Source organism: Polyangium spumosum (assembly GCF_009649845.1).
GTDB lineage: Bacteria > Myxococcota_A > Polyangia > Polyangiales > Polyangiaceae > Polyangium > Polyangium spumosum.
Window position 1 is genome coordinate 492,188 of record NZ_WJIE01000003.1, and the last position, 12,907, is coordinate 505,094.

Annotated in this window: 10 protein-coding genes and 1 pseudogene; 3 read left to right on the forward strand and 8 right to left on the reverse strand. The window is 69.8% G+C overall.

Annotated elements, in window-relative coordinates; genetic code table 11:
• Positions 1–42: 42 nt before the first annotated feature.
• The 3 genes from GF068_RS44225 to GF068_RS12075 all read left to right on the forward strand — a co-directional run bounded on the left by GF068_RS44225 (position 43) and on the right by GF068_RS12075 (position 5,914).
• Positions 43–1,479: a hypothetical protein gene (locus GF068_RS44225; protein WP_206079455.1), complete on the forward strand. Its 1,437-nt coding sequence runs from the start codon at positions 43–45 to the stop codon at positions 1,477–1,479.
• Between the two features lie 88 nt (positions 1,480–1,567).
• Positions 1,568–3,481, forward strand: coding sequence for a sigma 54-interacting transcriptional regulator (locus GF068_RS12070; RefSeq protein WP_153819509.1), 1,914 nt, complete (start codon positions 1,568–1,570; stop codon positions 3,479–3,481).
• Entirely contained in the window at positions 3,482–5,914 is a 2,433-nt protein-coding gene (locus GF068_RS12075; RefSeq protein ID WP_153819510.1) for an endonuclease MutS2, read from the forward strand.
• Between the two features lie 82 nt (positions 5,915–5,996).
• Here the strand turns inward: GF068_RS12075 and nusB are convergent.
• From nusB to GF068_RS12115, 8 genes and pseudogenes are all read right to left on the reverse strand, one after another.
• Positions 5,997–6,416: pseudogene (gene nusB, locus GF068_RS12080) on the reverse strand (transcription antitermination factor NusB); the annotation flags it as partial.
• A 17-nt stretch (positions 6,417–6,433) separates the two neighbouring features.
• Complete coding sequence (ribH, locus tag GF068_RS12085; RefSeq protein ID WP_153819512.1) at positions 6,434–6,940, reverse strand: 6,7-dimethyl-8-ribityllumazine synthase; 507 nt, start codon at positions 6,938–6,940, stop codon at positions 6,434–6,436.
• 7 nt (positions 6,941–6,947) lie between these two features.
• On the reverse strand, positions 6,948–8,102 hold the full coding sequence (gene ribB / locus GF068_RS12090; RefSeq protein ID WP_153819513.1) for a 3,4-dihydroxy-2-butanone-4-phosphate synthase: 1,155 nt from the start codon (positions 8,100–8,102) through the stop codon (positions 6,948–6,950).
• 46 nt (positions 8,103–8,148) lie between these two features.
• The gene (locus tag GF068_RS12095; RefSeq protein WP_153819514.1) at positions 8,149–8,889 is read right to left on the reverse strand and encodes a riboflavin synthase; all 741 of its coding nucleotides are present in this window, start codon (positions 8,887–8,889) and stop codon (positions 8,149–8,151) included.
• A 12-nt stretch (positions 8,890–8,901) separates the two neighbouring features.
• Entirely contained in the window at positions 8,902–9,246 is a 345-nt protein-coding gene (locus GF068_RS12100) for a PilZ domain-containing protein (protein WP_153819515.1), read from the reverse strand.
• Between the two features lie 8 nt (positions 9,247–9,254).
• Entirely contained in the window at positions 9,255–11,492 is a 2,238-nt protein-coding gene (locus tag GF068_RS12105) for an Rne/Rng family ribonuclease (protein ID WP_153819516.1), read from the reverse strand.
• A gap of 234 nt (positions 11,493–11,726) precedes the next feature.
• Positions 11,727–12,194, reverse strand: coding sequence for a hypothetical protein (locus GF068_RS12110; protein WP_153819517.1), 468 nt, complete (start codon positions 12,192–12,194; stop codon positions 11,727–11,729).
• A gap of 75 nt (positions 12,195–12,269) precedes the next feature.
• Entirely contained in the window at positions 12,270–12,785 is a 516-nt protein-coding gene (locus tag GF068_RS12115) for a hypothetical protein (RefSeq protein WP_153819518.1), read from the reverse strand.
• Positions 12,786–12,907: the final 122 nt, after the last annotated feature.

Consider the following 12,907-nt stretch of genomic DNA (forward strand, 5'->3'; position numbering starts at 1 on the left):
CGCCTCGCTGGAGAGACGGAAAGGTGTAGACTCGGACCCGCGATGCTACGTGCGCGTTGGTTCGCTCTCCTTGCTGCTGCTCTTTCCCTTGGTGTCGCCGCCTCCGCCGCGGCGCAGAACCCGGTCCCGGATCCTTCGGGTCAGCCGCCGCCTCCGCAGCCCTTCCCGCTGCCGACGACGTTGCCCTCGATCCCGGGTTTGCCCCCGCTCGTCCCGCAGCAGCCCGCGCCGACCGATCCGAACCAGCCGCCGCCGCAGCAGCCGCAGCAGCCGGATCCGAACCAGCCGCAGCCCATCATCCCCGGCCTGCCGCCCATCCCGGGTTTGCCCCCGCTCGTCCCGCAGCAGCCGACGCAACCGACGCAGCCGACGCAGCCGGCGCCGAACCCGTATGGACAGCCGCAACAGCCCTACGGACAGCAGCCGTACGGACAGCAACCCTACGGACAGCAGCCCTACGGACAGCAGCCTTATGGCCAGCAACCTTATGGGCAGCAACCTTATGGGCAGCAACCTTATGGCCAGCAGCCCTGCGTGCAGCAGCCTTACGGCCCGCCTTGCCCGCCGCAGCAGCCGATCATCACGGGGCCGCGTGATCGTTCGAAGCTCGAGATCGGCTACCTCTACGGCACCTCGATCGCCTGGGGCCTCTCCACCGGCATCTGGATCGACTTCGAAGCGGAGACGGAGAACCCCGGCCTCGCGCTCATCGCGCCCGCGCTCTTCGGCGCCGCCGCGCCGACGGCGATCTTCTTCCTCGACCGACCGAAGATGCCCGAGGGCCGCCCCGCCGCGATCGCCACGGGCGTCCTGCTCGGCTCGGGCGAGGCCGCGCTCATCTGGTCACGCCAGTACACGACGGCCAAGGCGGGCGAGGAGTGGGGCCCGAAGGAGTACTTCCGCGCCCACGTGATCAGCTCGACGCTCGGCGGCGTGGGCGGCTTCGTCGCGCATTACGGCCTCAAGTTCCGCCCGCAGACGAGCATGTTCGTCGGCTCGGCGGCGATGTGGGGCGCGATGGCGGGCGGCGCGTTCGGCGGCGGCGGCAGCAGCGGATCGTGGAGCGCGTGGGCCAACGACGGCGTCTTCCTCGGCAGCCTGCTCGGCTACAACCTCAGCATGGCCGCGGCCGCCGGCGTCTCGGTCGTGTGGACACCTTCGTGGAACCAGCTCGGCTGGATGTGGGGCGGCTTCGGCGCCGGCGCGGCCGTCTCCGCGCTCGTCTACCCGTTTTATGCGCTCTCGGACGACGCCGACCCGCGCAGCGGCCTGATCTTCCAGGGAGTCCTCTCCCTGCTCGGCGCGGCCGGCGGTGCGCTCATCGGCGCGCCCGAGGGCCGCAGCCAGACGGCGCCGCAGCAGCCGCCGGCGATGATGGGCCTCGGCAACCACCCCAAGTTCGCGCGCATCCTCGGCCCGACCTTCATGCCGGTCCAGGGTCCTGGCGGCGGCATCTCGCTCGTGGGCGAGCTTTACTGACGCTCCGCGACGTAGCAAAGCGTCCCTTCCTCGAACGCTGTCTGCCGGGGCCGACGCCCGCGGCAAAAGCGCTATCCTCCGGGTCCCCATGCCGACACTGAAGTACTTCGCCGCCCGCGGGGCGCCTCGGGTGTATGCCGTGCACAAGCCGGTCACGACGATCGGCAAGGCGCTCGGAAACGACGTCGCGCTCGCGGGGGCGGGTCTCGCCGACCACCACGCGCAGATCTCCTTCGACGGCCGGGACTTCGTCCTCGAGGAGCTCGACCGGGACGGCGACATCCAGATCAACGGCAAGAAGAAGCGTCGCGCCCGCCTCGTGCACGGCGATCGTATCGCGCTCGGCGCGGTCGAGCTCGGGTTCTCGATGTTCTCCGAGTCGACGAAGGCCCGCGCAGACGACGATGAGGGCGACAAGCGCGAGGCGCCCGGCGTCTCGAACGAGCTCGCGGGCGTGCGCAAGCTCTTCGCGTTCAGCGAGAAGCTCATCAACCGGCGCAGCGTCGACGAGCTGCTCGAGGCGATGCTCGACGACATCATCGAGCTCACCCACGCAGACAAGGGATTCCTGCTGCTCGTCGAGGGCGCCGAGGCGGCCGCGGATCCCGGCAAGGGCGCGCGCCGCGAGGCCCAGGGCGAGGAGCGCAAGCTCGTGGTGCGGGCGTCGCGCAACGTGCGACGCGAGGCGATCACCGACGCGCAGGGCTCGATCTCGGACTCGATCGCGCGGCAGGTCCTCGCCTCGGGTCGGCCGATCATCGTCTCGGACGCGCTCGCCGACACCCAGTTCGGCCGCAGCGAGAGCGTGATCGCGATGAAGCTCTCGAGCGTCATGTGCGCGCCTCTTCTCTCGCAAGGTGAGGTGATCGGCGCGCTTTACGTCGGCAACGACAAGGTCAAGCACCTCTTCGATCGCACGCAGCTCGAGCTGCTCGGCATCTTCGCCTCGCAGGCCTCGCTGATCCTGCAGAACGCGATGCTCCTCTCCGCGCTCCGTGCCGACAAGGCCAAGCTCGAGGCGGAGCTCAAGGACAAGAAGTTCGGCGAGATCATCGGCGCCTGCGCGAGCATGCTGGAGGTCTTCCGCAAGCTCACGAAGGTGGCCGCGACGGACATCAGCGTGCTCATCACGGGCGAGACCGGCACGGGCAAGGAGCTCATCGCGCGGGAGGTCCACCGGCGTTCGAACCGCGAGGGCGGGCCGTTCGTCACGATCAACTGCGGCGCGATCCCGGAGAGCCTCATCGAGAGCGAGCTCTTCGGCCACGTGAAGGGCGCGTTCACCGGCGCCATCGCGAGCCGGCCCGGCAAGTTCCAGGTCGCGGACAAGGGCACGCTCTTCCTCGACGAGATCGGCGAGCTGCCGCTGAACTTGCAGGTGAAGCTGCTCCGCGCGCTGCAGGAGCGCGTGGTCTTCCGCGTCGGCGACTCGAAGCCGGAGAAGGTCGACATCCGCATCGTGGCCGCGACGAACCGGAACCTCGAAGAGGAGATCCGCGCGGGGAATTTCCGCGAGGACCTCTACTACCGGCTCAACGTGGTCAACCTCTGGCTGCCGCCCTTGCGCGAGCGCGGCGACGACGTACTCATCATCGCGAAGGCGCTGCTCTCGAAGTACGCGGACGAGCTCGGCAGCGCGGTGCGCGGCTACAGCCCCGCGGCGCTCGCGTCGATCAAGAAATACGGCTGGCCCGGGAACATCCGGCAGCTCGAGAACCGCATCAAGAAGGCGCTCGTGCTCTGCGACAAGACGCTGCTCGGGCCGGAAGACCTCGATCTCGGTCCCGGCGCGGAGACGGCCATCTTGCCGCTCGAGAAAGCGAAAGAAGAATTCCAGCGCAGGTACGTGCTCGAGGTGCTGGAACGCAACAACGGGAACCGCACGCAGACCGCCCGCGACCTCGGCGTCGATCCACGCACCATCTTCCGGTACCTGGAGAAAGAGCAGAACCCGATGCCGAGCGGCGCGGGCGGCACGCCGCGTGATCCCTCCGAAGGCTGAATGGACATCACCGAAGCCCGGACCCTCCCCCACCCCTGCCCCGACAAAACGCGCTCCGATCTCGAGTGGGATCGGCTGCTCGCGGCGCTCGCCGATCGCGCGGCGAGCGAAGCAGGCAAGCGCATCGCCCGTGATCTCCCGTTCGCCTCGACGCACGAGGGCGTACTCGTCGCGCTCGGCGAGGTGAAGGAGGCCGTCGACCTCGATCACACGGCCGAGCCCTTGCCCGCGGCCGACGTGCCCTTCGTCGAGGCCGCGCTCGATCGCGCGCGCATCGGCGCGACCTTGTCGAACGAAGAGCTACGCGCGGTGGGCCGTTGCCTCGCGGAGGCCGGCCGGCTGCGTCGGTTCCTGGCCGCGCGCAAGGCGCGCCTGCCGCTGCTCTTCCGCGCCTGCTCGACCGATCCAGGCCTCGACGTGCTCGAGCGCGAGGTGAGCTCGTCCTTCGACCCCGACGGCACGCTCTCCGATCGCGCCTCGCCGCGCCTCGCCGAGCTGCGCGCCGAGCGGCGGAACCTCCGGGATCGCCTCGTCCGCAAGCTCGACGAGATCATGCGCAAGCACGCGGACATCCTGCAGGACACGTACTACACGGAGCGCGACGGCCGGTACGTGCTGCCCGTGCGCGCCGACGCGCACGAGCGTTTCCCGGGGATCGTGCATGCGACGAGCGGCAGCGGCGCGACGCTCTTCGTCGAGCCGCGTGTCGTCGTCGACATGGGCAACCGCCTGAAGATGGTCGAGGCCCTCGCGCAACACGAGGAGGAGCTCGTCTACGCGGCGCTCAGCGCGAAGATCGGCGACGAGATCGACTCGGTCGCGGCCGCCGTCAATGCCCTCGCGCACGCGGACATCCGCGCCGCGGCCGCGCGCCTCGCGAAGGACCTACGCTTCACGTTCCCGGAGGTGCCGGAGAGCGCGGCCGAAGGCACGATCCACCTCGTCGGAGCGCGCCATCCGCTGCTCGCGCTCGACGGCGTCTCCGTCGTGCCGAGCGACCTCGGGATCACGGCGGGCCACGCGATGATCGTCTCGGGCCCGAACGCGGGCGGCAAGACCGTCGCGCTGAAGACGCTCGGCCTCGCCGCGCTCTGCGTCCGCGCGGGCCTGCCCGTGCCGGCCGACGAGGGCTCGCGCGTCGACGTCTTCGAGGTCGTGCTCACGGACGTCGGCGACGATCAGAGCCTGCACAAGAACCTCTCCACGTTCAGCGCGCACGTGCAGAACCTCGCGCACATCCTCGCGGACACACGCTCGGGCGCGCTGGTTTTGCTCGACGAGCTCGCGGGCGGCACCGATCCCCGCGAGGGCGAGGCGCTCGCGTCCGCCGTGCTCGACTCGCTCTGCGCGCGCGGCGGCACCGTCGCCACGACGACGCACTACGAGGGCCTCAAGGCGCTCGCGCTCGCCGATCCGCGCTTCACGAACGCCTCCGTGGGCTTCGACATCGCCACGATGAGCCCGACGTTCCGGCTCTCGATGGGCATCCCCGGCGCGTCGAGCGCGCTCGCCGTGGCGCGGCGCTTCGGCATCCCCGGCACCGTGCTCGACCGCGCCGAGCGTTTCCTGTCGACCGAGACCGTGCGCTTCGAGGACATGGTCGCGAAGCTCCAGGCCGAGCGAAACGCGCTCGAGCTCGCGCGCGCGTCGGCCGAGCGCGAGGCCGGGATCGCGCGGGACAAACAGCGCGCGCTCGACGAGGAGCTCGCGCGCCTCAAGGCCGAGGAGCGCCGCTACATCACGGAGGCGGGCCGCGAGATCGTCGAGTCGATCCGCAAGGCGCGGCAGGACATCCGCGACGCGCAGGCGCGCCTCCGCGCCAAGCCCACGGCCGAGGACCTTCGCGCCGCCGCCCGCGCGATCGACGCCGTCGCCCAGAAGACCAGCACCTTCGGCGAGCTCGAGCCCCAAGGCCGCGACGAAGGTTTGTCCCGCGGGACCCTCGCGCCGTCGGAGATCCGCGTCGGCACGCGCGTCTACGTCCCGCGCCTGCGCGCCGAAGCCGACGTGGTCGAGGTCCTCGCGGGCGGACAGCTCCGCGTCGCGGCAGGGCCCCTCAAGCTCACGACCTCCGTCGGCGAGGTGCGCGCGGCCGACGGGGGTTCGTCCGAAAAAACCCGCGCCGGCGGCGCCAAGAAACGCGTCGATTTCGACGCGGCCTCCGATCCCGACGTCCCCATCCAGACGAGCGACAACACCGTCGATCTCCGCGGCCTGCGCGCGCACGAGGCCGTCGGCATGGCCGAGCAGTTCCTCGATCGCTCCGTCGGCGCCGGCCGACGCGTGGCCTTCCTGATCCACGGCCACGGCAAGGGCGCGCTGCGCGACGCCGTGCGGGACGCGATGCGCCAGAGCCCCTACGTCTCCCGCCTCCGCCCCGGCGAACCTCGCGAGGGCGGCGACGGCGTCACGGTCGTCTGGCTCCGCGCTTAGCGGGCCGGTGTCCTCCGCCGCCCCCGCCGCCACGCTTGCCGTCGCCCTTGCCGCTGGATTCGGCCGGCTTTCCGCCCGCGGCGCGATCCCGATCCACGCGGCCGAGGTCCTCGGCGATGCGATCGAGCACGCCGTTCACGAACGCCGACGAGTCCTCGCTGCCGAAGCGCTTGGCGAGCTCGACCGCCTCGTCGAGGATGACCGCGCGCGGCACGTCCCCGCCGTTGATCAGCTCCCACGCGCCGAGGCGCAGCACGTTCCGATCGACCCGCGCCATGCGCTCGAGCCGCCAGTTCACGCTCGCCTTGCGGATCGTCTCGTCGACCTTCCCGAGGTCCTTCTCGACGCCTCGCACGATCTGATCGGCGTACTCCCGCCCTTCCGGATCCCCCGGCGTGAGACGCCAGTAATGCATGATCACGCGCTCGGCCGAGCCTGTGCCCTGCTCGAGCGCGAACAACATTTGAAGCGCGGCCTCGCGGCCCGTCGACCGAGCGCCCATGGTCCCGAAGCTTTCGACTAAAGCCCGGCGCCGTCGAGGGCCGAGGCGAGCGAGACCATCTCGATCGCGCTCACGGCGGCCTCCCAGCCCTTGTTACCGGCCTTCGTGCCGGCCCGCTCGACCGCCTGCTCGATCGTGTCGGTCGTCAGGACGCCAAACGTCACGGGCACGCCCGTCTGCAAGGAGACCTGCGCGATCCCCTTCGTCACCTCGGACGCCACGTACTCGAAGTGCGGCGTCGAGCCGCGGATCACCGCGCCGAGCGCCACGATCGCGCTCACGCGGCTCTTCTCCGCGAGCCTCCGGACCACGACGGGGATCTCCCACGCGCCCGGCACGCGCACGATCGTCACGTCGCCGTTCGAGCCTCCGTGCCGCGTGATCGCGTCGAGCGCGCCCTCGACCAGCCGGTCGACGATGAAGTGATTGAACCGGCTCACGACGAGGGCGAACTTCGCCCCCGCCGGGACGACCAGGTGGCCCTCGACCGTGCGCGGAGTGCCGCGCTCACCGTTGGTGCTCATAGGATCCTCAAGCCTCGCCCTGCATCGACACGAGCGGCACGCGCTCGACCACCTCGAGGCCGAACCCGTCGAGCCCCGCGATCTTCGTCTGGCTGTTCGTCAAGAGCCGCAGCTTCTGGCAGCCGAGGTCCGCGAGCACCTGCGCGCCGAGCCCGAACTCGCGCAGCGCTTGTTGCGGCGCGCGCGCGTCCGGCGACGCCGCGCGCCCCTTCGTATCGAGCTCGGCCGCGAGATCGAGCCGCGGCGGGATGTAGAGCACCACGCCCTCGCCGGCCTTCTCGATCAGCGAGATCGCCTCGCGCAGGTTCGATCCCCCCTCGAACGGCGTCGAGCTGAAGAGATCGGCCACGAGCGCGCCCGCGTGCACGCGGCAGAGCACGGGCTTCGAGCCGTCCACCGTGCCCTTCACGAGCGCGAGGAACTGCCGCGCCTCGCCGATGATCTCGTAGACCGCCGCCGTCCACGTCGTGCCCGTCAGATCGAGCCGCATCTGCCGCTCCGACACGCGCCGCACGAGCCGCTCCTTCTGCAGGCGGTACTGGATGAGGTCCGCGACCGACAGGATCACGAGCTCGTGCTGCGCCGCGAACTTCTCGAGGTCCGGCATGCGCGCCATCGTGCCGTCGTCGTTCATGATCTCGCAGATCACGCCCGCGGCCCGCTGCCCCGCGAGCCGCGCGATGTCCACCGAACCCTCGGTTTGTCCGGTCCGAACAAGCACGCCGCCGCGCCGCGCGCGCAGGGGGAACACGTGCCCCGGCGTGACGAGGTCCGAAGGCCGCGCGTCCGGCTGGATCGCGACCTGGATCGTCCGCGCCCGATCGGCCGCGCTGATGCCCGTGGTCACGCCCGTGCGCGCCTCGATGCTCACGGTGAACGCCGTCCCGAGCGGAGGACCGCCGCGCCCCGGCGCGCTCATCATCGGCAGCTCCAGCCTGTCGACCTGCTCCTCCTCGAGCGTGAGGCAGATGAGGCCGCGGCCGTGCTTGGCCATGAAGTTGATCGCCTCCGGCGTCACGCGCTCGGCGGCCATGCAGAGGTCGCCCTCGTTCTCGCGGTCCTCGTCGTCGACGAGGATGACCATCCGACCGTTGCGGATCTCGTCGAGCGCGCGGTTCACGCGGCTGAGGACGGCAGAATCGATCGTCAGTCGATGCGGCATGGTGACACCGCCCTTGTCTCCCGCGTGGGAAGGGTGAACGAGCTCGTCAAACGAATCCCCCCGATCGGAGCTTCGCGAGGAGGCGGCTGTCCCTGGATTCGTCGTGGTGGTGCTCATCGTTCTCCCTGGCCTCTCCTCCCCACCCCGGCGCCTCTTCCGACGAAGGCGTAGCGCGCGCTCCGCTCGCGATCGAAAGCTGCCGCGCGACGTAGCGCGCGAGCACATCGACTTCAAGATTCACGGCCTGCCCCGGCCGAAGATCGCCGAGGTTCGTCCGCCCGAGCGTGTGCGGCACGAGCATGACCTCGAACAGCACCCGTGACGAGCGCCCCTGCCCCTGATCCGTCACGCGGTTGATCGTCAGGCTGACGCCGTCGATCGCCACCGAGCCCTTGTCGGCCAGGTACGGCGCGAGCCCGCCTTCGGCCTCGACCACGACCCGCGTCGCGTCCCCGCTCGGCGCCCGCTCGCTCACGCGCCCGATGCCATCCACGTGTCCGAGCACCATGTGCCCGCCCATCCGCCCGCCGAGCTTCATCGCCCGCTCGAGGTGCACGCGCGCGCCGACGGAGAGCGCGCCGAGCGTCGTCCGCGCGAGCGTCTCCGAGGACATGTCACACTCGAACCCGCTCGGTCGGATCCGATCCACCGTCAGGCACGCGCCGTTCACGCTGATCGACTCGCCGAGCTCGAGCGGCCCGAGCGAGCACTCGATGAACGCGCGCGCGACGGGGCTGCCGGCCCTCTGCCGGAGGATCCCGATGGTCTCGACGAGGCCCGTGAACATCCTGTCGAGCGCTTACTCTTTGTTGGCCTGCGCGGCGAGCAGCCGATCGACGATCCGCTTCGACTCCTCGCTGAGCTCCGTGAACACGACGCCCATGCCGGGCGGATCGTCGTGCACGCGAACGACCTCGCCGACGCCCTCGATCGTCTCGATGTCGTCCATGATCACGGTGAAGCGCAGGTTGACCTGGGTGCCGACCTCGAGCGGGGTCTTCGAGCGGACGAACACGCCCGTGCGGGAGATGTTCGACACGTACTCGTTGATGAACGAGTCGTAGCTCTCGAACTCCTTGTTGATCGTGACGCGCTCGTCCTTGCGCGAGGCATGTTCAACAGGAGGACGGTCGCTCTCGTTCATGCGTCACCTCATCTGCCCAGCAGGTCGAACTGTTCGAGGTGGTATTCCTTGCGCGGGACGAGCTCGATCCGTCGCGTGAACAGCCGCTCGGCCTCTTGCACGGCGACGCGCTCGTCGTTCTTCAGGAGGTCGACGATCGCCGGGTGCGCGTTGACGATCACCACGTAGCCCGGCAGGTTCATGCGCTCGCGCCGGATCTGCCGCAAGATCTCGTACGCGATGCTCTGCTTCGACTGGAGCTGCCCGGTGCCGTCGCAGTAGAAGCAAGGCTCGAGCATGATGCGCCCGAGGCTCTCCCGCGTGCGCTTGCGGGTCATCTCGATGAGGCCGAGCTCCGAGATCCGGTTGAACGTGGTCTTCGCCTTGTCCCGCGAAAGGAGCTCCTCCAGGCGCTTGCGCACCTTCTCGCGGTTGCCCGCCCGCTCCATGTCGATGAGGTCGAGGATGATGAGGCCGCCGATGTTGCGGAAGCGGAGCTGGTAGGCGATCTCCTCGACCGCCTCGAGGTTCGTCGTGAGGATCGTCTCCTCGAGATCCCTCGATCCTTTGCCCACAAACTTTCCGGTGTTCACGTCGATCGCCGTGAGCGCCTCGGCCTGGTCGATGATCAGGTGGCCGCCCGAGGTCAGCGGGACCTTGCGCGACAAGGCGCGCTGGATCTCGTCCTCGATGCCGTACGCGTCGAAGATCGGCTCCTCGCCCTCGTAGAGCTCCACGGCGTCCACGCGCTCCGGCATGAACATCTCCATGAAGCGCTTCAGCCGCACGTACTCCTCGCGGCTGTCGATCACGATCTTCTCGATGTCGTCCGTGAACAGATCCCGCGCCGTCTTCAGCACGAGATCGAGCTCCGTGTAGAGGCAGGCCGGGCCGCGCACCACGCTCTCGCGCTTCTTCACGACCTCGCCCCAGAGCCGGACGAGGTAGCCCACGTCGCTCTTGAGCTGCTTCTTCGTCAGGCCCTCGGCCACCGTGCGCACGATGAGCCCGCCCTGCGGCGGCTTCATCGACTCGATCGCCTCGCGCAGCCGCGAGCGCTCCTTCTCCGAGCCGATGCGCTTCGAGATGCCCACGTGATCGACCGTCGGCAGGTACACGACGTACCGGCCCGGCAAGGACACGTGGCTCGTCACGCGCGCGCCCTTCGTCCCGATCGGCTCCTTCGAGACCTGCACGAGGACCTCCTGGCCCTCGCGGATCACCTCGCGGATCGGCGTCGTCTTCGAGACGCGCATCGGCTCGTGATGACCACCCGCGCGCTTCGTCGTCGCCCGCTCGCCTCCGCGATCACGACCGCCGCGGCCGCCGCCATCCCGGCCGCGACCCTTCTCGCTGCGGTCCCGGCTGCGCCCTTCCTTCGGCGCCCTCGCCTCGCGCGCGGCCTCCTTGGGCGCTTCCTTCACCGGCGCCGCCGCCACGGCCGCCGTCACGGCTGCGGTTGCACGATCGCGGGTTCGTCCGGACCGACGCACGCGACCACGCTGCCCACGCCCGCGCCGCGAACGACCCCCACGCGGCTCCGTCGGCGAGACCTCGACGGCCTCGCCGCCCTCGGCCTTCACCTCGGCCGCCGGCGCCTCCGCGCCCTCGTCGGCCGCGAGAGCTTCCTCTTGCTCACCTTCGTCCGCGGACTCCGCTTCGTCCTCGGACTCCGCTTCGTCCTCGGCGCGCACCTCGTCCGAAGCGACCTCGCCGACCTCGAACGCAGGCTCGGCGGTGGCGTCTTCTTCCGCGACGGGCTCCTCCGAGCTGGGTTCGTCCGAGGCCGGCTCCTCGGCGCTCTGGGCCTCGGCGGACGGCTCTTCCTCGCCCTCTTCGTAGACCTCTTCGGCGCTCGGCGCGGCCATCACGTCGAGCGCGGTCGGCAACGAGATCGAGACGTCGCGCTCGTTGCGCACGGCCTCTTCGGCGATGTGCGCGGTGATCTCGGGCGGAGCCACGAGCGCCGGGCGCTCTTCTTCTTCGTGCGCCGAGCTGTGTGTGTGCCGACCCGCGAGATACGCGTCGAAATCGTCCGGACGGATCAGATCCTCGACGTGCAGGAAGGCCGCGCGTTCGAGGCCGATGTCGATGAACGCGGCCTGCATGCCCGGGAGAACGCGGCTGACCCTGCCGAGATAGATGTTCCCGAGGGTCCCCTTCTGCGCATCTCGCTCGATGTGCAGCTCGGCGATGATCCCGTTTTCGATGAGGGCGACTCGCGTCTCGCGGATGTCGACGTTGATGACGAGGAGATTCTTACCCATGCCCACTGGAGCGCCCTTCTTACCGCGCCGCGAGCGAAGGGTTACCACGACAAGCCCGGGCCATGAAGCCGATTGGCTCGCCTTTCGTTCAGGGATCGTCCTTCCCGACGGACCCCCGCTCCGCCGCTGCCCCCATCGGCTCGACCGAGCGCCGCCGGGGCGAGGCCGGCGCGCCTGACCGGCCTCGCGGGCCGAAGTGAGGAAGTACCGGAAAAGATGGAGGTTTCCGCCGATCTAGGGGCAGATGCTGGCGCTCGCCTCGCACGAGGCCTTGCAGGTGTCGCAGACGATGCAGGTCACGAGGGTGTTGTACCGCTCGGCGCCGAGGGGGTTCGCCGTGGCGCACGTGTTCTGGCAGCCGACGTCGTTCTTGCAGGCGGCCATGCACATGTTGAATTCGACACAGGTTTTGTCGTTGAAGCAGCCCTCGTAGGCCTCGAGGCACGGGCCCTTCACGGCGCAGTCCGTGCAGCCGCGGCTGTAATCGCCGCACGAGCCGAGCTCGTCGCAGACCTCGGGGGGCTCGATGGGGCCGGCGTCGGCCTCGTCGCCGCCACCTCCGCCGCCGCTGCCGGTGTTCCCCGAGGTCCCCAGGCCCCCGGCGCCCTGGTCTCCTCCGGAAAACCGCCCCGCTTCGTCAGCCTGCGAGCAGGCCAGGAGAAACACGAGCGCCGCCCCGAAGATGCCGTTCCGTTGCGCCATGAGTGCAACGGATCAGCGTACTTCGGGGCGGCTACACGCGAAAGGGGCACACCGCCCTACATCGGACAGACTATGTCACGGCGGGCACATGGCCGCCTGCTGCGCGCAGTCGTTGGGGCACGTGTCGCAGACGACACAATTCACGAAGGTGCCGTACGCCGCGCACTCGGGCTGGTTCGCCATGCAGCAGGTCTGGAAGCACATCTGCTGCTCGGCCGCGGGCAGCATCGTGCAGGGCGTGATGCACTGGTAGAAGGTCTGCCAGTTCGTGGTCATCTGGAACGCCCCGGCCTCGTCCTGGCAAGGACCACCGGCCGTCTGGGCACACTGCTGGCAGCCCTGGCAGTTGCCGGTGTCGTCGCAGGTCGAGCCGCCACCGCCGGCGCCGCCCATGCCTCCCGCGCCGCCCATGCCCATGCCGCCGGTGCCCGAGGCCGACGACGTGGTCTTGCCGCCTCCGCTGGCGCCGTTACCGCCCCAGTCGTCACCACCCTCGCCGCCGCTACCACCGCTACCGCTGCTGCCGCCGCTGCTACACGCCACGAGCGCCCCGAGCGACACGACCAACGCCGCGAACGTCCACTTCATCATCGGAAACCTCCAAGGACAAACGCGTCCGTACACGCGCCCCAGCGACAAGGCAACGAGATCGCGAAGCGAGCTCACTCCAGGGGGTGAATCGGCCGGGCTTTGCCCGGACGAGAGGGGGATGC